Source organism: Paenibacillus lautus (genome assembly GCF_050482385.1).
Classification (GTDB): Bacteria; Bacillota; Bacilli; order Paenibacillales; family Paenibacillaceae; genus Paenibacillus_AQ; species Paenibacillus_AQ lautus_B.
In genome coordinates this window covers 171,195-195,465 of sequence record NZ_JBCNHV010000003.1, presented here as the reverse complement: position 1 = coordinate 195,465, position 24,271 = coordinate 171,195, and the positions used below count along the sequence as shown (strand labels likewise).

Here is a 24,271-nt window from a genome sequence, read left to right as displayed (position 1 = left end):
TTACTCCTAAAAATCAACATCCGTGTTCTGTCATCCAAAACTCGGATGTCTTACTCAATTTTCTCTCAGCTTCTTCTGCTCATGACGAAGTTTTTCAGGTGTCACGTCATTTCCGTCGGGATCCACGATGCTTAATCCCGAAAAGGTGCTTAGCACCTGTCCGCGAATTTCACGCAGATAGTCCGTGCGCAAAACTTGCTGTTCGGCTTTTTCCGCGGCAGTAAGTACTCCCTCCCGCTGCTTTTTAGCCAATTCATTAATCCGGGTTAAGCTTTTGATCATGATATCCCTCTTTTCCATATGATTTTCATTTATCTTAATATAAAGATATAACAATGCAAGATATTTGTCAACCCCCGCCAACTTCCACTTCCGGAAGGTTGAATTTGTGATTTTTTCCCTACCCAAAGCCTCTTCATTTCCTTAAACTTGGTGTTTAAGGTTTATTTATTTACAAATCGTGGTTATTGTTAGTATTGAAACCTTTGTGTTCGCAGCATAATAAAAAAGCAGGTCCTCATCCCTTAGGAAATATTACTTATGCCTTTCTGGCAGAACATGAAATATAATAGAGGAACTTAACTTTAATCAACTGGGGGAACATCTATGAAATCTCAGCTCAACAACCCAGCTTCAACGGGGAAAAATGATCGTTTTTCCTCTGCTGGATTTATTCTGGCCGCGATCGGGAGCTCTGTCGGCCTCGGAAACATGTGGAAGTTTCCTTACATTACGGGAGAACACGGCGGCGCAGCTTTCTTCCTGCTCTTTATTATCTGTCTCATCGTGATCGGTTTGCCCGTCCTGTTGGCCGAGCTTGCCATCGGACGAGCCGGCCGCGGGAGTGCTGCAACTTCCTTCGTTAAAGCGGGCGGACCGAAAGTCTTCGGTCATCTTGGATTGCTCCAGGTCATTGCACCATTTCTCATTCTGACCTTCTATGTTATTGTGGCAGGCTGGACGCTACATTATGCGGTCATGTCGTTTAGCGGCAATCTGTACAACAATACCGATTTTGGTGGTCAATTTACTACGTTTACGGAAGGCTACATGCCGATTGTATGGCAATTCGCCGCTATTATTATTACCGGATGGGTTGTAGCCAAAGGAATTTCCGGAGGGATCGAAAAATTCAACAAGGTTCTGATTCCGGGCCTGATCATTCTGTTGATCGTACTCATGATCCGTGCTGTAACCTTGCCAGGAGCCGGCGCGGGTGTATCTTTCTTCTTGAATCCCGACTTCTCGAAGCTAAGCCCGGAAGCAGCGCTGGTCGCGCTGGGACATGCCTTCTTCTCCCTCTCGCTGGGGATGGGGATTCTGTTGACCTACGGCGCTTATGTGGATAAGCGGCAATCGCTAGGTCCGGCAACCCTTGCCATCGGCGCGGGTGACCTGATTTATGCGTTTATCGCCGGGCTCATTATATTCCCGACAACCGCTTCCTTCGGGATTGAACCGAATGCCGGACCTTCTCTGGTCTTCATTGCCTTGCCGGCTGCCTTCTCGGCCATGCCGCTGGGTTCATTTTTCGGGGGATTGTTCTTCATTCTTCTAGCTATCGCGGCATTAACCTCCTCCGTCTCATTACTGGAGGTCCCAACCTCGTATGTCATGGACCGTTGGCATTGGGGACGTACAAAAGCCGTAATCGTCATTAGCGCGCTGGTTATGCTGATCGGTCTACCCTCGGCGTTGTCATTCGGCATCGTGCCTGGCCTTTCCGATATCGGCGGCAAAAACTTCTTCGATTGGCTGGATTTCATCACATCCAATATTCTGCTTCCGGTCGGGGGTCTGATCACCACTCTTTTTGCAGGATACTTCTGGAAGAAGGCGGCGGATGCCGCTGGCCTAAAAGCCGGCTGGTTCCGGGTATGGCTGTTCATGCTCCGTTATATCGCGCCAGTACTCGTATTTTTGGTGCTGCTTCATACCACGGGTGTGATCAAGTTCGATTAATTGTAGCCAAGGCACAGGCAATCTCATCGTCACACGGGGCGAATGGGGTTGCCTTTTTTATCCGTGGATAAAACCTATACATACTATGGAATAGCCTTTTATACATCATGTTTTTTATAGTCATGTCTTGAAAAAGGCACCATTCGCTGTTTTTTCTTCAAATTTTTACTTAAGTCACTTGTTTCCGACGTTTTTGCGATCCCGCATCACCATCTAGAAAAATTCCTGTAAAAAAAGGATTGAGCAAGTAATGAGTTTTGAGTATGTATTTGGTGTTGGATTAACCTTAATTCAATGCCTCCTACTGTTCTTCTGGGCATATTGGATGCTCATCAGTCTCTTTGGCTTTGGAAAACCAAAGAGACTCAAAGAATATGAGCCGTTGAAAAGATTCCTTCTCATGATTCCTGCCCACAACGAAGAAGCGGTTATCGGACACCTTGTCCGGAATCTTCATAAAATGGACTACCCGAAGGAGCTCTATGAAGTGTGCGTTATTGCTGATGGATGTAAGGATAAAACAAGTGAAATCGCCAGAAAACTTGGTGCTACCGTTATTGAACATACCTACCTGCCGGGAGACCAAAAGGGGAAACCTTATGGAATCAAATACGCCATTGAGCAGTATGGAGATAGGTTAATCGATGATTTTGACGGTATCGCCTTCTTCGATGCCGACAACCTGGTCTCGTTGAACTATTTAAGAGAAATGAATAACCACTTGTTGAACGGGGATCAATTAATACAATGTTACCTGGATTCTAAGAATCCCAATGACAACTGGGTGACAATAGGTTACTCCGTAAGCTACATTTTCATGAACCGATCTTGGCAGCTTGCTAAGTCCAGATTAGGCTTAGGAAACGCGATCGGTGGAACTGGGTTCTGCGTAGACACGACTCTATTCAAAACCATCGGTTGGACCGCTCGTTCCTTAACGGAAGACCTTGAGTTTACGATGCAGTGTTTGCTTGAAGGTGTACCAGCTAAATGGTGTCACTTTGCGCGCGTGTACGACGAGAAGCCGGAAAGTTTCAAGTCTTCCTGCATTCAACGTCTCCGATGGGCAAGGGGGCATTGGGATGTTTGCTTTAAATACGCTCACCGATTAATTTGGAGATTCATTAGCAAGCTAGACTTCAAAGCTTTTGATGGTTTTATGTACCTTATTAATCCTGGCAAGATTGTTTTAAATGCTGCAACTGGTCTCCTTATTTTCATGTCCGTGGCTACCGACTTATTAGATGCTCATCATTTGATTCCTTGGCAAGTTTGGATTTTATGCTTGTTATTCCAATTCGTCTACGTAGGATACGCACAGCTTCTCGATTCGAAAAATAAAGTAAGCCTCTTCCGGAGCTATGTATCCCTGTACTTCTTCAATCTAACCTACGTACCCTTGTTCCTTTGGTCACTCATTACAATGAAGAACGTAAATTGGAATCCTACAAAACATACAAGAGCTATTCATTTGAGCGATATTGAAGTAGAAGACTAGCGTGGAATTACTTAGACGTAATTACTATTTATTTCGGCTATTTCGCTAACAGCTGCTATTTCCCGAGAAATAATGACAATGAATTAGACGAAAGCATGAGATTTATATGGATATTTCTGCAAAGCAAAATAGTTAACGTGTAATTAAGTGGATAGTATAACCTACAGTCATTTAATTCCTTTCATCCCTCTAGTTGATATGTCAATATATAAAATAATTTTAAATGTTATATCAGATTCCTCCGTTCTTCACATCATGTCTAATCCATCATTCATTCAGAAGAAGTACAAAAAACCATGCACTCACCTATTCATGAGCGCATGGTTTGTATTTGTTCTGCTATAGCGGTTCGATTCCGTGCTCGATCACGCACCATCTTCGAATTCAAAATTCAATTCGGCGATATGGCAGTAACAGGTAGATTACGTTAGATCGTGCATATATGCGAATGTGGCTGCGCGTCACCGCACATAAGTTTGAACAAGTTTGCTGGTTTATTTCTTTATAGGCCCGGTAGATGCTCCTACCACCAATTCCGCCGGCAATCTTTTCTCAACTGCTACATCGTCGTGATTCATAATGCCCAGCACCGTTTCAATCGCCAGTCTCCCCATTTCTTCCTCGTTCTGTCGCATATGGGTAAACAAATAGCCTTCACCGATATTTAGCTGCGGACTGTCAAAGCACACGATGGATAGATCCTCCGGCACCCGCAGACCGAGGCGTTCTGCCGCGACCTTGGCGAGCAAAGCAATGTTATATTCGATCGCAAAAAAGGCCGTAATCGACGGGTGATCCTGCAAATGCTGAACGATCCGCTGGATTTCACGTTCAATGTTGCTCTCGTGGAAGGCATTGGGCAAAGTGGCCGTCACATCGCTAATCCAGATTTCCTTATCAGACGCGATGCCCCGGGCGGCGTGAGCCTGCACGAACCCTTCAATCCGCTCTTCAACCGCTGTCGTATCTCTCGGCGGAGGAGAAAGCAGAGAAATATGACGGTGGCCCAAATCAAATAAATGCTCCACTGCCTGAACGGCTGCCCCTAAATTATCTGTACTGATAGAAGCCGCTGCGACTCCCTTCAGCCTCCGATCAATCAGGACAAGCGGGAAACGGGCAATGACCATCTTCAATATTTCTGCATTGAAGTACTCCCCCTGAGCGGGAAATACGATAAGTCCGTTCACACCAAGATTACGCAGCTTCTGAATGGATAGTTCCTCATTATCCTGGTCTCCAAACGTTCTGCGCAGTACCAGAAAACAGTCATTCTCCCTCGAATACTGCTCCATGCTGTAGATTAAACGCGTTCCGTAGCTTGAAGAAAAGTCCGTAATGACAAGACCGATCATCTTCTCTCGGCTAGCTGCTCCGGCATCTGCGCTTACCGAGGAAAATGATTCCTTCTGTGCCACGGGCTCATCCGGATCAGCAACGAACGATCCCTTGCCCGGTTTGCGCACAATCACACCTTCTGCCGCCAGCAGATCCAATGCTTTCTTACTTGTAATTCGGCTGACTCCGTATTCATCCGCGAGTTCCTTCTCCGAAGGGACTTTATCCCCTATCCGGAAAATATGGGTTGAGATCTTTCGCTTCATCTCATTAAAAATTTGTTCATACATCGGCTTCGTGGAAGCTGCATCTTTCAAATTGATATCCCTCCAACGGTACTCCAAAACCTGCTAATTTATATAACAATATAACATGATATATTCCAGTTGTCCATGTTGAATGGACATCGCATACAAAATAATCTATCCCTGTTCTTCTCTGAACAGACAAAAACAGCGCCGCAGGATGGTCTTTCGCCGGAAAGACTCATGCAAGAGGCGCTGTCCTCTGTCGACTACCTATTTCATTTTCCAATAAAAGGACTTACCCACTCAAGCAGGGGACACTAATAAGGCTTACCTGTTGAGCTATTCCCTATTCTATTCCTTCACGGCCCCCAGGACGATCCCGTGGATTATTCGATGAATGGGTCTTCCAATCACTCGTCACGAAAAAAGATCCCTCCTCCGTTTTACACGGAATGAGGGACCTTCTTTTGGGATGAAAAATCGTTGAAATGCCCCTCGTTCAAGTGGCATTTCTCTTGCTGGCATACACCTGGACTGATTCCACTGCCCAGCTTATATGTGTTTCTGCGCTCTCCAGGCGTTGACCGTCCAGCTCGATGACAATGTTCCAGCCTTGAGGGTTGCGAACGGTTACCGTCCGTCCATCCCCCCCTTGTTGCGGCGCAATGGAAATATCCAGCTCGGCTTCGCCTATCCGAAGATTGCTCAGGCTGCATTCACGATCATGCCACGAGGTTGGGAGCTGCGGCTTGATATAAACCGTCTTCTCAAATGCGCTTGGTGTCACACCGAAGAAATGGCGGATAACCGGAACCGTGAGGGCATATAATGTCCACGCCTGCACTACGCAGCCGTAATCCGGCGACATCTCGGAAAAAGAACCCGGGAGCACCTTCGAGAAGGTCCCCAGCATTCTGCGCAGCAGCGCTAGCGCCTCGTCCGGATGGCCGTTGGCCGCTTCCGCTACCGCGTGAACCCCCGTCGAGATGGTCATCGTGCCCTGCTTGTAGATCCCCGCAAGATAGGTGCCATGCTCCCCGATAAACACATCGGAACGCATGGTTTGAAGCGACCGCTCGGCCTTCTCCGGATCGGCAATACCCGTCTCCATCGGCGTCACGATGACCCAGTTCTTGTTAAGCAGCCAGCCCCGGTCCGCCTTCGGGTCATTGGCTTCAGCCAGCCTGTGCTCCAGGTATTCACGGTACCCTTGAAGGCCTTCCTTCTCCGAGAGGGAAACCATATAATCCACCTTCGGCTCAATATCGCTTCTGGTAGCAACCGCGTCAGCGTATAATCCCTCCGACTCGCACCAGTACACTTCATTGATCGCGCGTACTGCCCGGTCAGCGAGCTGACCATACTTTTTCGCGTTATCTTCCTCGCCGAGATGCCTGCTCATATCGACCATCGCCCGCAAAGCCTGGGCGGTGTACACGGCACTGTCGATCAGTTCCATGTTCAGACCTGCAATCTCAATGATGCCGTAACCTGACGGGAACAGATCGCCGTCCGGATCCATTTCATGCAGCAGCCAGTCTACACCCTTAACGCAATAGCGGTAATGGCGGCGCAGCAGTTCTTCATCTCCTGTCCAGCGGAACAGCTCCCATACAAAAGCGATGTAATGGGCCGTTTCCTGGGTGTTGCCCGGATTCGACACCGCCCCCATGGTCGTAATCTCGTGCACAATTCTGCCATTGCCATTGGCTTCCTCCGATTTTTCAAGCAAAAGGTTCAGCGTATCCTTTGCAAGCTGCGCATCCCCGATGGCAAGCACCCCTTGAAGGGAATAAGTATTGTCACAGCCAAACCACCACGGATAGGTAGGTCCGCCGGCAGTCAAGCCGCGTCCAATGCCATCCACCTTTTGCACAAGCCACTGATTGTTCCATTTGACCCACGTAAAGGCTTCATTCAGCAAGTCCTCGCCGGCGATTTCCAGTTTGGCCCGGTTAGCGACCTCTTCATATATAGCTTTTTTCTCGTCAAAAAGAGCCTCATACGAAGAGACAAGCTTGTCATATACCGCTTCGCTCTCTTCCTGGGATTGATAGGAGCCGGCCACAAATAAGCGGAATTGCAATGTCTCCTTCTCCCGGAGCTCAATCACTTCGCTCCGGAAGGCTACTCCCGTCCCGTTTCCAGCGGTGAACTCGGGCCCATAAATAGCAGCCCCCGTCTCAACCACGCTGCCCGGTAAATCCGAACCGATCTGGACATACCAGTCATGTGCACAGTCTTTTACGGTGACTTTCCGATCCGAGCTGAGGATCACCTCATCCTGCTCGCCATCGGTAATGCCGATTTCATCGGAGAACCAGACGGGGCGAAGATCCGTGCGAGCCAGCAGTTCCAGCTTCAGGCGGGTCGTACCTTTTCCATAGGACAGCAGCTTATAATCCGCCACGAATCCTTTTTCCAGCTCGGGTGCGAATTGCGTGCGCTCCAATTGAACCGGAATATGGCCCAGCCCGTGATCGTATTGAAAACGGCTGCCCCAAGGTTCATTCGTAAAGCCGTCCGATCTCGACCAAACCGAGATATTCCGGTCCAGATCCGTAATTCTCAGCCAGAAGCCATCCAGCAGCTTGATCGGGTGCAGCCACACCCCGCCCATCTCGTTGGCGATATGATGTCCGAAATCCGGGAAATATCCGTCCTGGGTTCCGCAAATTTTAATATACTCACCGGCATTATAGTATAAATTGAAAGGATGTCTGCTACTTAATCCTGTAGTTTTTGGCATGTCAGCCTCCTAACGCATCGTCAACTAATCAGCCCTTGATGGCTGAAGAGATGGAAATGCCTTCGATGAAATATTTTTGTGCCAAGAAAAATACGATTAATGCCGGCAGCATAATCAGAATCGTTGCCGCCATCAGCATGTTCCATTCGACATTGTACAATCCCTTGAACATGGAAAGCCCCAGTGCCAGCGTATATTTATCGCTGGAATTCAGGTAAATAAGCGGTCCCTGGAAATCATTCCATACGCCCATGAAGGTAAAGATCGATACCGCAATCAGCGGCGCCACGGATAGCGGCAGAACGATGCGCGTAAAGATCTGGAACCGGTTGGCACCATCCACGAAGGCCGACTCATCCAGGTCCCGCGGAATGCCGCGCATGAACTGGCGAATAAGGAATATATTAAATGCGCCGCCGCCAAAAAAAGCAGGAATGATGAGCGGCAGGAAAGTATCCACCCAGCCGATTTCCTTGAACATGATGAACATCGGAATCATCGTAACCTGCGAAGGCAGCATCATGGTTGCAAGCAATACCAGAAACAGCGTGCGCTTCCCTTTGAAATTAAATCTCGCGAATCCGTAAGCACAGATGGCTGAAGATAATACGGTTCCGATTAAAACCGGAATCAAAATAATGAGGGTATTGCCCAGAAATTTGAAGAATGGAACGGCTTGTACGGCATCTCTGTAATTGGTCCAGTGCCACACGGTTGGGAAAAAATTATCTTTAAACACCTCAGCCGGTGACTTCAGCGACGTGAAGAAGGTCCACAGTAAAGGCACAATGACGATAAGTGCCCCGGCAATGAGCGCCAGCATGGACAGGATATGCGGCACGTTGATACGCTTGGCAGATTGATTCATGAATGACGCCTCCTTTAATCCTTATCATCGTCGCCCTGATAATACACCCACATGGACGAGCTTCGAATGACAATCAGTGTGAATACAAGAATGATGACAAACAAGATCCAGGACAAGGCGGAGGCATAACCCATCTCGTAATCCTGAAAGGCCTTATTATAGAGATACAGATTATAGAACAAAGTAGAATTCAGCGGTCCGCCGTTGGTCATGACAAAGGCTTGCGTGAAATATTGGAACCCGCCGATAATCCCCATGATTAAATTGAAAAATATCGTTGGCGATATCATCGGCAGCGTAATGCTGAAGAATCGGCGGAAACGTCCGGCACCATCCAGCTCAGCCGCTTCATGCATGTCCTCCGGCACGCTTTGCAGACCCGACAGATAAATAATGATTGTGTTGCCGACGCCCCAGATCCCCATGACGATGAGCGCTCCGAGAGCATAGGATGGGTCTTGAAGCCAAGCGGGGCCCTGAATGCCGAACCAGCCAAGCGCTTTGTTCAGAATCCCGTATTCGGGGTTGAATATCATCACCCACATCATCGATACCGCAACCGCCGGAATGACGGATGGCATGAAATAGATCAATCGGAACACATTCATGCCGCGGCTGCGCATATTGAGCAGTACCGCAATCAAGAGGGACACAATCTGGTAGAGCGGCACAGATACCAATGCAAAGATAAAGGTTACTTTTAATGATTGGTAGAACAATTCGTCATGGAAAATCGCCTTGAAGTTGTCCAGCCCAACCCACTCGATCGATTGCACTCCCGTTATAATGTCCCATTTGCTGAAGGCTAGCAGCAACGAGAACAGCATCGGTCCAATCGTAAACACCAGAAGTCCCAGAAGCCATGGCATGATGTATAAGTAGCCGGCCCAATCCGATTTAGACTTTCGCATAACAAGCCTCCTTGATGAAGCAGGTGAAGCGCATTCGTCATGCGCTTCACCTGTCGTTTTTACTTGATTTTGCTATCGACGTTTTTCGCAGCTTCATCCAGGGCGCCCTTTACGTCCTGTTGTTTCAGCAAAATCTTCTCCATGGCTTTGTTGAATTCCTCAACAAAAATGGGGCCATGGGTAGAGTGCAATGTAACCGGCTTCTTCGCATAATCCATCATTTCGATAACCGGCTTGTCTGCCACTTCCTTTGCTTTCACTTCTTCGAGTTCCACTACGGTAGCAGGAAGAACCTTGCCATTCTCGGAGCGAAGCTTCTGTGCTTCCGTTCCGGACAACCATTTCAACAGCTCATACGCTTCCTGCTTGTGTTTGCCGTTTGCATTGATAGCCCAGCCTGCACTTGCGATAATGCTGGTCCGTGTACCTTCCTCGCCTGTCGGTATCAGGGCGGATCCGTATTCCACATCCGATTTATCCAGATCGCTCTTCACCCAGCGGCCGGTGACCATCATGGCCAGTTTGTCCGTCATAAACATGGATGAGTCTCCGCCAAGGGTCTCGGCATCCTGAGGTGTAGGCGATACGCGGTCTTCACCTTGGGACAGGGATACGTATTTTTCAATAGCAGCTACCGTCTTCTCACCGTTCATGAATCCTTCGGCTTGCGTTCCGTCTTCATTCGCTATATCCGTGCCATGATCCCACAGGTACGTGTAGATCGGATATTCCCATTTGCCTGCATTGAAACCGAATTCGGTATACTTATTGCCTTCCTTCTTGGTCAGCTTCTTGGAAGTTTCGATCAATTGATCCCATGTCCAGTCATCGGACGGGTATTCCAGGCCAGCTTCATCAAACATGCGTTTGTTGTACCAGAGCGCCAGCGGATTGAAATCCTTCGGCAAGTAGTACTGTTTGCCATTGATATTCATGTTGTCGATCAGATCCTTCTGGAAGATATCCAGGCTGAAACCACTGTCCTTGCTCAAGTATTCATCCAGCGGCTCAACAACGCCTTTTTCAACATATTTGAAATAATCGCCTTCACCGATCAGGAATACGTCGGGTGCTTGGCCGGCTGCAAGCGAAGTCGTCAATTTGGTGCCGTAACCTTCACTTGGAATCGGCTCGAATTTCACCTGAATATCCGGGTGTGCTTTATTGAATTCATCAGCGAGCTGCTGTTCGTTCGCACCGGAGCTCACATCGCCCCAGACAGTGAATGTAAGATTAACTTTCTCTCCGGCCGCACCTTTGTCCGAGCTGCCACCGTTACCACCGCAAGCGGATAATGCCAACGCAGCGATGATGACCATGCTGAGCATGGTTGACCATTTCCAATTCTTTTTCATTGAATGACCCTCCTGAATATTCAATATTGGATTTGAAGCTCTTTCGAGAATTTGATGGTGTCGCCGTGGAACACCAGCTGCAGTTCCTGCTCCGAATTCGTAGTCAGCGTCAGCGTCTCACGGTCAATGTGCACTTCCAGCCGCTGCCCCTGCCAATATAGGGGGAAGGAAAGCTCCTCCCAGGCTTCAGGCAGATTTGGATTCATATGCAGCTCCCCGCCCAGCATGCGGACGCCTGCGAACCCGAGCACCACACATTCCCATATGCCGCCAAGTGACGCGGAGTGTATGCCGGCATCTGAGGAGTACATGTACGGCCCCAAGTCAATCTTCGAAGCTCGTTCGAACAACTGATATGCCAGATCCCCATCGCCAAAATCGTTCGCCAGAATGCTATGTGTAGACATCGACAGCGAGGAATCATGCAGCGTCTTCGGCTCGTAATAATCGTAATTGGCTTTCTTCACTTCCGGAGAGAACTGATCCTCCAGCAGGAAGAAAAGCATCATAATATCTGCCTGTTTGGATACCTGCATTTCTCCAACTTGATCCAGGTTGTAATCGTCAAAGATGCTACCTACCTTGCTCTGTTGTTTATAAGGAGCTAAATCAATGAGTTTCTTCTGCAAGTAGGTGTCATCCTGCGGGATAATGCCATCTTGGTTCGGCTGTGGCAAGTAGATCTGATGGATCTTGCTCTGCCACTCATTCATAGCCTGCTCCAGCCCCAGCTTCCCGTTCAGCGACTGGAATAACTTCGCATCCGATGTTCGTAGACTTTCGTAGTATTCCATGGCCAGCCGGATATTAAAGGAAGCCATGTAATTGGTGAACGCATTGTTATCCACATGCTCCTTGTATTCATCCGGCCCCACAACCTCATTGATTTCATATATCGCCTTGCCTTCATTCCATTCCAGACGGCTCGCCCAGAATTTAGCGGTATCAAATATCATTTCGTAGCCGCAGTGATCCATAAAGTCCTGGTCACCGGTCGCTTTGTAATAGTGCCACACGGCGTAAGCGACATCCGACGTAATATGCTGTTCAATAAATCCGGACCATATCTTGATCTGCTTGCCTGTGACAATATCCACCTGACCCCACTCCGGCGTAACTTCGCCATCGCTTGGCCAAGCGGCTTCCCAAGGATACATCGCGCCTGTGAAGCCGTTCTCAACCGCTTTTGCTCTGGCGCCTTCCAGACCAAGATAGCGATACTCCAGCAAAGAGCGGGCGACCTCGGGATTAGTATAGATGTAGAATGGCAGGATGAAAATTTCCGTATCCCAGAAGGAATGACCCTTATATCCCTCTCCGCTGAGCCCTTTGGCGCCGATGCCCATTCTCCGGTCATGTGCCGGTGTCATGATCACTAGATGATATATGGCAAACCGGACAGCCAACTGATCGAAGGAGTTCGAAGTTTGAATGGATACGTTGTATTGCTCCCAAACCTTGCTCCAGGCTAATTGATGTTCTGCAAAAAGCGGATCGTAACCAGCAGAATGGAACGCTTTCAATTCAGCCAGTGCATGCTGCCGAATATCGTCAAGGCTGGTTCCTTCAGCAAATTCACGGTCACGGCTTGTGAATACGGTTGCCATCTTCTCGAATTCGAGACAATCGCCCGCCGCTACATCAAGTGCATAGGAGACGGCAACTTTACGACGATCGATATCCATCTTGGGAGCTGCATCAATCTCTTGTTGGTTTAACCGGAGACGATGCGCCGCACCATGGACGAAATCCACCTTGGACTCGGTTGTCGTCTGAATCAGCTCAAGGAAGGTTTTATCGTAAATCCGCTTCTCACCCTCGTGGAAATGCTGACTGCCGCTGTTGCTGACCTGCCCGTCTATACCGGAGTTAATGACCAGTGTTATGCCCTCGTTCAGAGGAGTTATGCTAACCTTCAAACCAATCTGGTGCAGCTTAGCTAAAGATACAAAGCGCCTGAACTCAAATCGGATTTTCTTCCCCTCATATTCCCAGATAAAACTTCGAACGAGCTCTGCATCGCGAATATTCAGCATTCGCTGATACTCGGTCACCGTTCCCCGCTCCAAGGAGAACCTTATGCCGTCAATCCGAATATCCAGACGCGTAATATCGGCCGTATTCGGAAGCTCCGTCACTTCGAATTCATCGAATTTATTGAAGGTTCCGTTCACAAACAGATTTCGCTTCTCCCCGATATACGACTCATCCGCAGCTGATCGGAGACCCATATATCCATTCCCAAGCGACATAATCGCTTCACACTTGCCTAAAGCCAGCGGATTGAATTGCACCTCTGAAAATGACCATTTCTTCAACTCTTCAGAATGTACCTCGTTGTAGCTCAGCATGTTGTTATCCTCTCCATTTGTTGTATTTCTCTATTTTCTGTAAGCGATACCTAAATCGTTTTCGATCTTTTCAAAAAAGAACCGAAAACGATTTCGGAATGAGCCTAAAATAAAAGCTTTCCTAATGCGAAAACGTTTTCGATAACATTATTGCACCATTATTGTCTCCCTGTCAACAATTTCGAATGAAAGAATTTTATGATAGCCGGGAGTCTGATTCTCCAGCATCTTGATTACTTCCTCACATGCCGAATAGCCGATTTTTGTAAAATCTTGTCGAACCGTGGACAATCTAGGTGTCGTATAACTGGAGAGCACAATATCATCAAAGCCCATGATGGAGATGTCCTCAGGAATTCGGATGTTCAGTTCGCGGCAGCGAGTCATAAATCCGATCGCCATCAGATCACTGGATATAAAGACAGCCGATAAATTCGGATGACGCTTTAAATAAGGTTCGGCCGCTTCGTACGCCACCTGCTCGCTAAAATCCGCTTCAATGACCCTGTTCAAATCATAAACCAAGCCTGCTCCTTCCAGTGCTTCCCTGAACCCCTGAAGTCGCTGAATGCTGACAGCCGCAAAGTTATGTCCGTTAATCATGCCGATCTCACGGTGCCCTTTGCCGATTAAAAATTCCACCGCTTTTCTGGCAGCACCCACGTTATCCGTTATCACCGAACCGGTATGGGGACCGACAATATCAGCATCGATCACCATGCATGGAAATTCACTGTTCACCAATTCTTCAAAATAGGGGTCCGTGGTACGAAGCCCGGAAATCACGACGCCTGCAATCTTATTCTCCTTGCAGAACTGCCAATACGATTTATCCTGCTGTTCGGACAAACTCCGCGTATATATGACCACCTCATATTGATAGTACTGGGCTGCAGCATAAACACCGGCCATGATTTGGAACATGACACCGTCCTTGCTGTTCGTCTGTTCAAAGTTCGATATGATAAGCGCAATAGTCTTGGTGACCTTGTGCTTTAGGTTTTTGGCCAGACGGTTCGGAAAATAGTTCAGTTCCTGCGCGGCCTTCATGACCTTTTGCTTCGTGGTTTCGCTTACATCCGAATAGCCATTCAGCGTCTTGGAAACGGCTGATATCGAAACGTTCGCCAGCTTGGCCACATCTTTGATTGACACCATATATATCACCACTACCATTCGTTAGATTCACATACTATTGTATCCCTTACCCGTAAAATAGCAACCAAACTCCTTCAACAAAGAAGAATTAAGCTATTGAGTATAATACAAAAAGAGTAAACAACAATAACGGACACCTCACGGTGCCCGTTATTCGTACGATCCGTATTTATTCCATCTACTTTTCATCAGAGGGTCTCGATCTCTTCGGTCTTGTGATCATGATCGTACATCCAGATCTTAATCTCATCGATATCCATCGGCTTTCCGTAATAATAACCCTGCATGACATGGCAGCCCAGTCCGGTCAAAAAGTCGATATGCTCCTTGTTCTCGACACCTTCCGCAATGACATCCAGATTCAAATTCTCTGCCATAAGAACAACGGCGTTGACGATAGCGCGTTTGCTGGGCGTGTCCAAATCATTGGTGAACTGGCGATCCAGCTTTAAAGCATCAATTGGAATCCGGTCCAATAGCCCAATCGAGGAATAACCGGTTCCGAAATCATCCATGGAGACCTTTACCCCCAAGGACCTGATATTCCCAAGCTGCCGGATAATATCATTCACATCATGCAGCACCATGGACTCTGCTATCTCCAACTCTAACAAGCGAGGTTCCAGATTCGCCTGATCCAGAACGTTTTGAATAAGCTCAAGTAGATTGTCACCATGAAATAAACGAATCGATAAATTTACCGAGACCGGCTGGACAATCCCTCTCTCCTGCCAAATTCTGCACTGTTTGCATGCTTCCTCAAGCGTCCATCGGGTCATTGGTATAATGAGCCCCGTCTCTTCGGCAATCGGAATGAATTCAAGCGGCGATATCACGCCTAAGCGGGGATGCTTCCAGCGGAGCAGCGCCTCGAATCCGACCAAGCGATCACTTTGCACATTCCATTTGGGCTGATATACAATGAAGAACTCCTTCAGCTCAAACGCTCGTTGCAGATCCTTCTCCAATTCCATTTTGCGAACCTCTTGAAGACCCATCTCCTCGTCATAGAGGCATTGCTGATTCTTGCCCAGTCCCTTCGCTTTATACATAGCGGTATCCGCATTCTTCAGCAGCGTTGTACGGTCAGAGCTATGAACGGAACCGATGCTGATTCCGATACTCGCTGTCACATATAACTCGTTACCGTCAATATAGTACACGTTTTTTATTTGTTGGAGGATATCATCAGCTAAATGCTGGGCATATACCGGGTCGCTTTGCTTCAGAATAATCAGAAATTCGTCCCCGCCGATCCGGAATACCTGTTGACCACTTTGAATGAATTGACGCAGTCGCTTACCTACTTCCTGGACCAGCAAATCCCCAACATTATGACCCAGCGTATCGTTGATAGCCTTAAATTGGTCCAAATCCAGAAACAGGATCGTAATCTTCTCTGTCTCGGCGTTCGTCTCAAAGAATCGGTTCATTTCATTGCGGTTAGGCAATCCCGTGATCGTATCCTGATAGGCCAGCTTTTCCAGCACATGCCGATCAAAGAACATCGCCCCCCATGAAATCAGCAGAATAACAAAAATCATAACCGTCACACCATACAAAAGAAGAAAATCCACAGACTGCGGCTGCTGCGTGATCATACCGGCATGCGCCTCAAACCGTACAGCCTTCATGCCTGTATAATGCATTCCGCATACCGCAAATCCCATGACAACCGCCGAGCCCCACTTGAGAAAGCTGGACTTGGGATGATTCCGAAAACGGAGAAACAATAATAAAGCCGCATAGGAAGCTAACAATGCAATGATGGCGGACAGTACCCAAATGCCGGGATCATAGCTAATTTGGGCATGGATGACCATGGCTTCCATTCCCATGTAATGCATGATGACGATGCCGCTTCCCATCATCAAGCCGCCAATGGCGATTTTGGACCAGTTAATGTTTTTGGGCATCGTGATATAAAACGCGATGAAGGAGGAAACCACGCTGACAAGCATCGACATGATGGTCAGAAAGACATCGTACCTTACATTCATATTCATGTGCATGGCCAGCATGCCGACAAAATGCATGGACCAAATACCGCTTCCCATGACCATTGCGCCGCCGATAAGCCAAAAAAACTTGGATTTGCCGTTCGCATCCGAAATTTTGGACGTAATATTTAAAGCCGAGTATGAAGCAAGTATAGCAATCGCAATTGAAAGCCCCACAATATAATAGTTATAATGGCCGTCCATCTGAGCTGTACACACCCCTTTTATGAGTAATTCTTAAGTCCTATGAAGATCATACGTTTCCTAGCGGATAACGTTCCTATTAATTGACCTCGTCCCGTTGCATATCGGAAAAAGGACAATCCTTACACGGCTTCCCAGCCCTATACACCCTATCCGTATTATATCTATAGTAACTATTCAATTTCTCGACAAACACAGAAAGGGTTCGAACCGCCCGGATTTTAATGAGTCTAAAGAACTAAATATTCTACGGATATCCGGGCTTTTCCTCTACCCTATGGAAAATTATGAGCGACAACACTCTATTTAAAATAAAAAAGCTACGGACCCTTATTAGGTCAGCAGCTTTTATTTTGTCTGTCCTCAAGGTGTAATTACCTTCGATTTCCCATTCAAGTACTTCTCGCCCCATTCACAGATTTGGTCAAGGATCGGTTGCAGCGAAACGCCCATTTCACTCAGCTCGTACACGACCTTTGGCGGGACTTGATTAAAGACCGTTCGCGTGATAATCCCATCCTCCTCCAGCTCCCGCAGCGTCTGGGTTAACATTTTCTGCGTAATATCAGGCATCTGCTTCTTAATTTCACTCGTTCGCTTGGGGCCATAACTTAAGTGGCACAGCACAATGACTTTCCACTTGCCGCCGATTACATCCATGGTTGCCTCAGACGGAATATTGTATTGTCGCTCCCCATTCATAAGGTCTTCTCTCCTTTTCGAACGTAAGTGGCATATGACGGGCAACAGGCACCTTGGGGTACTAATGATACTTTTAGGTACCTATAGAACCATTAAGTGCGTACTTCCTTTCCGTCATTATATGTTACATAATCCCCTTATACCAGAGCTTTAGTAAGAAAAACTTCTGCATTCTATAATCCAAAAATTGGAGGCGGAGTCACCATGACGCGTATTTATATTGCCGGCGGGTATGGCGTAGTCGGTAGCGCTGTTGCCCGGCATATCCGAACGATCAATCAAGATGCCGAGATTATACTTGCCGGAAGGCATCCCGAGAAGGGGAGCTTACTAGTACGAGAGCTAGGAAACGCCCGTACCGCTTTTTTAGATATACGCCAGGGTCTGTCTCCAACAGAGCTGGATCAAGCCGACCTTATCGTTTCTACCATCCAGGATCCGGCCGACCTCCTCATGCAAGAGGCTCTTGCAAAAGGAATTGCACATATCGGGATCACCAAGCTTGCCGACGAACTGACACCTATTCTTTTCGCCATGCAAAGCCATCCCCCTCAAGCACCGATTGTACCTCTGGGACATTCGCAAGCGGGAATCCTGACCTTGGTCGCGTATCAGGAGGCGAAGTCTTTCCGAAGCATCCAATCGATCGGCTTGGCGGGTCACTATGATGAACGCGATCCGATGGGGCCTATGACGCTGGAGGAAACCAAAGGGTTTATCAACCGTGCCCTCATCCGGGAAAACGGGATATGGAAATGGGTTGAGGCTACGAAGTATCCGAGAAGCATAAGTCTTTCAAACGGTTCCCGGGTAGAAGGCCATCCCATGAGTTTATTGGATGTTCCAAGCCTCGCGGCTGTTACGGGAGCGCCTAATATTCGATTCGACTTCGCCATTCATGACTCTATAGGAACACGGGCTGGAGGCAAGGCCTCCCAAGACCTCTATATTGATCTCGAAGGTGTTCTTCTTGACGGCCGTTCCGCGAAACGGAGGATCACGTTGACCAATCCGAAGGGACAGGCGCATTTTACAGCCCTCGGTATTCTCCTCTCCATTGAGCGTATTTTGGGCTGGGACGGCTCAACTCCTGCTCCCGGAGGCTTCTATCTACCGGAAACGCTGGTTCCTCTTGAAACTGCAATGAAACGTATTGAACAATTTGGCATTCAAATTCGAAGAGAAGAAAGAGACGGTGAACCCTCATGAAGGTATTAACGGTTGTTACGCATCCACGCGAAAATTCCTTTACATTTGCAGTTACCGAGAAGTTTGTACAGGGGCTTCGGGACTCCGGGCATGAAACGGAAATTCTGGACCTCCACCGCATCGGTTTCGATCCGGTCCTGTGGGAGGCAGACGAACCCGATTGGTCTAATCCTACCAAGAACTATTCTCCTGAAGTTGAAGCCGAAATCGCACGAATGAAGGAGCACGACGCGCTGGCCTATATCTTCCCGGTATGGTGGTACGGAATCCCTGCCGTGCTAAAAGGGTATATCGACCGTGTCTGGAATCATGGCTTCGCTTACGGCGGCGGCTCAAAGCTTCATCACCAACAGGTGTTATGGCTGGCGTTGGCGGGGGCTTCGAAAGATCATTTTGCCAAGCGGGGCTATGATCAGATGTTATCCCTTTCCCTCAATATTGGAATGGCCGACTACTCCGGAATCAAGAATTCCCGTGTGGAATTCTTCTATGATACGCTAGAGGGTAGACCGGAGCATATGGAGAGTTTGCTCGAACGAGCTTATCAGTTGGGGTTGCATTATGCGGATTCTGGAGTAAGCGTAAAATGATGCTTTATAATAGAAGCAGAGCCTAATTTATAAATAATCGACCTCAAGGAGAGGTCGATTTTTATTTACTGTCTTTACTTTGAATGGAGACCAGAAACTTGACTTTAATTCTCCATTAAATTCTCCTGAAATAGGACGTCCCTCACATCTCTCACAGCTCCTCGAACAGCTCCCTGGTCTTCACTGGATCTTCTTCATTATGAAAATATACAACTCATCCAACTTGAACTGGATATAAGAGGGATCGTTCTTGAAATCGGAAAAGTAATCCTAAAATTCGAAACATTTTGATCCTTATTGCCGTACATATAACCAATGAAAAAATAACGGACAGAGAGGAGTGCCGTCGATGATGCCTCAAGGACCGTCTTTTGGCGGAGGATTTGATTTTATGTTTACTTTGGTTCCCATTCTGATTGGAATTGTATTCGTGATTGTGATTGTGGGCTTCATTTCCAGTGGTGCCCGTTATGTTAAGAACGCCAAGTCGCCTCGCACGTCCGAGTTTGCCCGGGTTGTCTCCAAACGGATGGACATCCGTCATCATAGCAATCATCACAACGAGGATAACGGCATGATGCATTCCAGCAATTCTTCCCGAACGTATTACTACATCACCCTCGAATTTGATAATGGGGAGCGGAAGGAATATCTCGATGTCAAAAATCTGTACGGTCTTGTTGTGGAGGGAGACACCGGCTATGCCGCCATTCAGGGCGAGTGGATCGTCGCTTTTGAGCGGGATGTACAGCCGCAGTCGTAACTAAACGTTATACAGCATACGGCGAAAATAAACGCAGCCCGTACTCATAATATTGCATTGCATGGTCCCTTAAGAACAGAACAGCCTTAGTCCGCGATGAATCCTGGACTAAGGCTGTTGCTTCGATTGGCTTGAAATATTAACACAGAAGCTTACGAATTACGCATTGCTGCTCGTCTCGACGGGTTCATTCACTTCGATCAGTTCAACGACGGCCTCGCTCTTCAACGTATTGCCGATGGTGCAGGCACATAGTTCCTTCTTACAAGAGCTTCGCCTTCACGATGGAATCAACCGCGGCGGGTTTTTACAAAATAAAAAAGCCTTGGCTCCGTCTTTCAAACCAAGGCTGCGTTTATTAAATTGCCGGGAAACTTCGCAAAATCTTTTCCTTACGTCCCCTCATAAACCATTGCCCCCACGGATGGAGTTTATTGAGCTTCCCGCCACAGGCATGGAATAATTTGATATAACGCCCCATTTCTCTCAGCTTCATGAAATACGGGATTTCTCGAAACCACTTATCCTCCAGTTGATGCTCCAGACGGTATCCTTCCAGAAACGGGGTCAGAAACGGATCCGGCTCCGCATCCGTCCCTTCCGTTAAACCCGAGAAAAACGCGGCGACCGCAATATCATCAATGAACCATGAATACCGGCTTGCATCAAAATCAATCAGGCACAATGAATCCTCATCGACAAAAAAATTGCCGTAATGGAAATCCGCATGGATCAGTCCATAAGCGTCCGCATCAATCGGAAGCTCCGTTATACAATGAACCAATGCTTCGTAACGACGGGCGATCCCTCTCTCGGTTAGCGGCAAATCGATATGCCGAACTTTTTCCGCCTCATCCGACCAATCAGGACGTCTTGTAACGGGATCCAGATGGGTGTACCCTTTGGTGATGCGGTGCATGGAACCCATGAATTGGCCCATTCGCCTGTATAAGCTCTCATCAACATCGTTCTCCCCGACCGGACGCCCCTTCGCCTCCTCGTAACACACCGCCGTATATTCACGATCCTCCATCCGGATACGCTCCGCCAGATTCCCTTCCACCGAATAAAGCGGTCTCGAAACCCGTACTCCCTCACTTCCAAGAAACTCGACCCACTGCACCTCGCCTTCAATTTTCACATACGGTTTGTGGGACTCATCCGTTATGCGCACATAAACGGTCCTGGCACCAAGTCGATAAGAACGGATCAGACTGTGTTCGGAAACATGCGTCTGTACTTTATCCCTCTCCAACAGTCCAAACTTGCTTGCAGCAATGGCCATAAGTTGGTCCCGTTGTTCCATTGCAGCGACCTCCCTTCACCATCCGCATGGATCGAGCATTCACTGACCATTGATTTTACATATGCCTACCTGTTCAATATTTTCGAACCTAGGCATGCCCAGCAGCAAAAAGAGTGCGCAGTCTCATACCTACACACTCTTTTTCAAAATATGTCCCGTCCTGTCTTACAGTCCCAGCTTCTGCCCCCGCTCCAAGCGCTGGATCTGCTGCTCGCCTGTTACCGCCAGCTCACTGAACTGATGGATCGTCTCACGCATCCGCGGGAGCGCCTCCTGCTTGTAAGTGCTGATGGAATCGAGCGCCGAGAGCACATCCGTGAACGCTTGCTTCAAGGTATCGACGGAAATACTCGTTTCCAGCGACTGCTTGTGGATCGCCGCACCTTGATCCTTCAGCATTTTGGAGGTAGCGCTGATCAGGTTGTTCGTGGTTTCGTTCAGCAGCTCGATTTTCTTCAGGACAATCTTCTGGTTGTACAGGGCACTGGCCACCGTGACCGAGATTTTCAGCGCGGTTACCGTTACATTTCTCGCCCGATCCACGCCGCGAATTAATTCTTTGTTGTTCCGAATGACCACTTCAATGGCCATGATCCCCTGCTGGTTTACGACCAGCATCTGCTGCAGATCCATCACCCGCTGGCGCAGCGGAAACAGCACCTCTTCGGTAATAAACCGGATTTTATCCTCCGACTCCTGCCGGATTTTAGCCGCCTCGACCTGGGACTCGATCTCTGCATCCATGAGCATGCCCAGCTGAATTTCCTTTTGCAGCTTTTTGGTGAGCTCGCGGAGGGTTTGCTGTTCAATCTCCAGCGTGGTGTTGTCGTTCTTTAATACGGTTTTTCCTTTATCCAGGGAAATAATGATATCCGAAATGACGGCATCCGCCTTTTGAAACTTGGCAAAATATCGGCGCAACGGGTTAAATACCATGCCCAGCAGCCCACTTTTTGCAAAATCCACGACGCTCGGGTCCAAATCCTTCAGCTGCAGCTGCAGCTCCGTTAACCCTTTGGCCACTTGACCGCCTTCGTCCCCGGTTTTCGATAACCTCCCCACCTGAACCTGCAGGAGCGCATTCTTCTCCGAGGAGGATCTCATCGAGCTGATCCCAAAGCTCTCAATCGATTGCAGCACCTGTCTTCGCTTCTCGAGCGATTCGATATCCAGCTCCATGATGGCCTGCACATTGTTAGCCGCCAGCTCCTTCAGCTGCGTGACTTCTTCCGGCTCAGGCTTCACCTGCTCCTCAATCGCCGTCTTGATCTCCTCGGGACTTATGACTTCCATCGTAAATGACAATATAACCCCTCCTACAAGTTTCTTGTGTAACCACTACGTTATATCGAAAAATGCTTGTGATGCTGCTACATCTGCACATTCAGCAGCTGGCCGATTTTGTATACAACATCGTCGGTATCCGCGTTGATGCTGGCTGCTTCATTGATGCTGGAGATGCTCTGGAGCGCCTGAATGTTGGCATTATAGCCGATCGTGTATACTGGGATTTTATACGCTTTGATCAGTTCCCGGATGTCATCCAGGGAGTGCCCAACGTTCGTCTCCCCGTCACTCAGCACAAAAATCAGAGGTTTCACGTCCGGATTCGCCGCCATCTCATCCTGAAGCATCTTCATTGCCACGACAATGCCGTCAAAGGTCGCGGTATTCCCGCTGGCTTCAAGGCTGTTGATCGCCCCGACAAACATCGACTGCTGATTCAAGTCGTACTTTCCGATGGGAAGATTGATCGTGACATCCGTGGAATACGATACAAAGCCGATGCTGTTGTCTCTGCCCAAATATTTCTGCCCGGTCAACAGCGATTCTTTAAGCCGGTTTAACGGCTCGCCGTCCATGCTTCCCGACACGTCCGCTACAAACACGGCAGCAACCGGCTTGTTGCCGTCTTTCTTCTCTTTCCACAGCTTCTGCGCAGAAGGCAGCAGACTGCTGTCGACAACTTCAAGCTCGGATTGATAATCGTTAAGACCATTGAAGCCTTTTTTGTCGGCTAACTTCTGGTATTTGTCCTGCTCAACAAACGCCGCGAATTTCTTGATAATGTCCAGCTTCTCCTTCGGCACTTTCCCGAGCGCATACAAGGGACTGTCGTGCCTAGCGCCAAACGGGGTAAAGACGTAACCGCTCTTCATGTCCGCCGCGTTGACATAGGTCTGATACTCCAGGACAAAGGCATCCAGCATGCCGGACTTCGCCGCATCGCGCATCTGGATCGTGGTCGAAGCCGTGAAAGGGACGTTCGCCTGGAACTTCTCGAAGCCCTGCACCGCTTTTTCGCTAAGCAGATCGGAGCTGTCAAACGTTTCAAGGGCCGTGATCAGGAAATTGAGACCCGTCGAGCTGGCAAAAGGATCTGTGTAACCCATCGCCAATTCGTTATTCGATATGGCATCCGTCAGCGTCTTGACGTTCAAGGAACCGTACTTCTCCACCAGCTCGTCGTATTTGGCCTTTCGGGTGACAACGCCGGTCACGTTCCCTGTGAGGCGCTTGGATACAAGCTCGGCCTTGACGCCATATTCCTTGACCATCTCCCCCCACAGCTCATTGGAAGGCGTAAAAGCGTCCGGCACGTACTTCCCGGATGTTATGTAATCGGTTGCGGTTCCCGACGCGATATTACGGATCTTCACCGATACCGGCTTGCCGTTCACCACCGGCTTGGAGTTGTTGAACTCCGCTGCCACTTCATTCAGCCATCCGTCAATGCCCGGCCCAGCCTTCTCAGGCGAGGAGAAGATCTCAACATACAAGTCCGTTGTATTCTCGACCGAGATCGGAAACTTGGATATATCAGGCAGAGCGTCGGCTACGGCAACCGGGTCCAGATCGACTTGGCCTTTTATGGGATCCGCCGTCGTGACCACAATGTCCTTGTAGATTTTGTTGATTTTCTTAGCCGCACCTGCCGAATCGACCTCAGACTGGCTCTTGCCCAGATTGGAGGTTAACGTGATCCCCGCGTACACTAGAACAAACACGACCACTGCAATAGCCACTAATACGACAAAGGCACTCCCTTTGCTTCGCAT

General features: G+C 48.4%; 18 protein-coding genes. 5 read left to right on the top strand and 13 right to left on the bottom strand.

Going from position 1 to position 24,271, the window contains the following annotated elements:
* Positions 1-54 precede the first annotated feature (54 nt).
* Positions 55-282 (bottom strand): DUF896 domain-containing protein, encoded by a 228-nt coding sequence (locus ABEW73_RS06320; protein ID WP_430162559.1) that lies wholly within the window; start codon positions 280-282, stop codon positions 55-57.
* A 324-nt stretch (positions 283-606) separates the two neighbouring features.
* On the opposite strand from ABEW73_RS06320, the gene ABEW73_RS06315 reads away from it, so the two are divergent.
* Both ABEW73_RS06315 and ABEW73_RS06310 read left to right on the top strand, forming a co-directional pair.
* On the top strand, positions 607-1,962 hold the full coding sequence (locus tag ABEW73_RS06315) for a sodium-dependent transporter (protein WP_430162557.1): 1,356 nt from the start codon (positions 607-609) through the stop codon (positions 1,960-1,962).
* Between the two features lie 250 nt (positions 1,963-2,212).
* A complete protein-coding gene (locus ABEW73_RS06310; RefSeq protein ID WP_430162555.1) occupies positions 2,213-3,460 on the top strand; it encodes a glycosyltransferase family 2 protein in 1,248 nt (415 codons plus the stop codon).
* A 494-nt stretch (positions 3,461-3,954) separates the two neighbouring features.
* On the opposite strand, the gene ABEW73_RS06305 is transcribed toward ABEW73_RS06310, so the two are convergent.
* The 9 genes from ABEW73_RS06305 to ABEW73_RS06265 all read right to left on the bottom strand — a co-directional run bounded on the left by ABEW73_RS06305 (position 3,955) and on the right by ABEW73_RS06265 (position 17,344).
* On the bottom strand, positions 3,955-5,115 hold the full coding sequence (locus ABEW73_RS06305; protein WP_430162553.1) for a GntR family transcriptional regulator: 1,161 nt from the start codon (positions 5,113-5,115) through the stop codon (positions 3,955-3,957).
* A 430-nt stretch (positions 5,116-5,545) separates the two neighbouring features.
* On the bottom strand, positions 5,546-7,795 hold the full coding sequence (locus ABEW73_RS06300) for a glycogen debranching protein (RefSeq protein ID WP_430162551.1): 2,250 nt from the start codon (positions 7,793-7,795) through the stop codon (positions 5,546-5,548).
* 28 nt (positions 7,796-7,823) lie between these two features.
* Positions 7,824-8,663, bottom strand: coding sequence for a carbohydrate ABC transporter permease (locus tag ABEW73_RS06295; RefSeq protein ID WP_430162549.1), 840 nt, complete (start codon positions 8,661-8,663; stop codon positions 7,824-7,826).
* A gap of 14 nt (positions 8,664-8,677) precedes the next feature.
* Positions 8,678-9,574 carry a carbohydrate ABC transporter permease gene (locus tag ABEW73_RS06290; RefSeq protein ID WP_430162547.1) on the bottom strand — a complete coding sequence of 299 codons (897 nt, stop codon included), beginning with the start codon at positions 9,572-9,574 and terminating at the stop codon, positions 8,678-8,680.
* 59 nt (positions 9,575-9,633) lie between these two features.
* On the bottom strand, positions 9,634-10,929 hold the full coding sequence (locus ABEW73_RS06285) for an ABC transporter substrate-binding protein (RefSeq protein WP_430162545.1): 1,296 nt from the start codon (positions 10,927-10,929) through the stop codon (positions 9,634-9,636).
* A gap of 20 nt (positions 10,930-10,949) precedes the next feature.
* A complete protein-coding gene (locus ABEW73_RS06280; RefSeq protein ID WP_430162543.1) occupies positions 10,950-13,280 on the bottom strand; it encodes a glycoside hydrolase family 65 protein in 2,331 nt (776 codons plus the stop codon).
* 147 nt (positions 13,281-13,427) lie between these two features.
* The gene (locus ABEW73_RS06275; protein ID WP_430162541.1) at positions 13,428-14,438 is read right to left on the bottom strand and encodes a LacI family DNA-binding transcriptional regulator; all 1,011 of its coding nucleotides are present in this window, start codon (positions 14,436-14,438) and stop codon (positions 13,428-13,430) included.
* A gap of 188 nt (positions 14,439-14,626) precedes the next feature.
* The gene (locus ABEW73_RS06270) at positions 14,627-16,642 is read right to left on the bottom strand and encodes a bifunctional diguanylate cyclase/phosphodiesterase (RefSeq protein WP_430162539.1); all 2,016 of its coding nucleotides are present in this window, start codon (positions 16,640-16,642) and stop codon (positions 14,627-14,629) included.
* Positions 16,643-17,005: 363 nt separating this feature from the next.
* On the bottom strand, positions 17,006-17,344 hold the full coding sequence (locus ABEW73_RS06265) for a winged helix-turn-helix transcriptional regulator (RefSeq protein ID WP_076322498.1): 339 nt from the start codon (positions 17,342-17,344) through the stop codon (positions 17,006-17,008).
* A gap of 204 nt (positions 17,345-17,548) precedes the next feature.
* Between ABEW73_RS06265 and ABEW73_RS06260 the strand changes: the two genes are divergently transcribed.
* The 3 genes from ABEW73_RS06260 (at position 17,549) to ABEW73_RS06250 (ending at position 19,906) form a co-directional block, all read left to right on the top strand.
* Positions 17,549-18,553, top strand: a complete 1,005-nt coding sequence (locus ABEW73_RS06260) for a hypothetical protein (protein WP_430162537.1) — start codon at positions 17,549-17,551, stop codon at positions 18,551-18,553.
* Positions 18,550-19,143: an NAD(P)H oxidoreductase gene (locus tag ABEW73_RS06255; protein ID WP_430162536.1), complete on the top strand. Its 594-nt coding sequence runs from the start codon at positions 18,550-18,552 to the stop codon at positions 19,141-19,143. The genes ABEW73_RS06260 and ABEW73_RS06255 overlap by 4 nt, the downstream gene beginning before the upstream one ends.
* Positions 19,144-19,492: 349 nt before the next feature.
* Positions 19,493-19,906, top strand: coding sequence for a DUF2500 domain-containing protein (locus ABEW73_RS06250; protein ID WP_430162534.1), 414 nt, complete (start codon positions 19,493-19,495; stop codon positions 19,904-19,906).
* Positions 19,907-20,264: 358 nt separating this feature from the next.
* Here ABEW73_RS06250 and ABEW73_RS06245 read toward each other — a convergent pair whose 3' ends face one another.
* The 3 genes from ABEW73_RS06245 to ABEW73_RS06235 form a co-directional block, all read right to left on the bottom strand.
* The gene (locus ABEW73_RS06245; RefSeq protein WP_430162532.1) at positions 20,265-21,212 is read right to left on the bottom strand and encodes a phosphotransferase enzyme family protein; all 948 of its coding nucleotides are present in this window, start codon (positions 21,210-21,212) and stop codon (positions 20,265-20,267) included.
* 165 nt (positions 21,213-21,377) lie between these two features.
* Complete coding sequence (locus tag ABEW73_RS06240) at positions 21,378-22,517, bottom strand: toxic anion resistance protein (protein WP_127594015.1); 1,140 nt, start codon at positions 22,515-22,517, stop codon at positions 21,378-21,380.
* A gap of 65 nt (positions 22,518-22,582) precedes the next feature.
* Positions 22,583-24,271 (bottom strand): VWA domain-containing protein, encoded by a 1,689-nt coding sequence (locus ABEW73_RS06235; RefSeq protein ID WP_430162530.1) that lies wholly within the window; start codon positions 24,269-24,271, stop codon positions 22,583-22,585.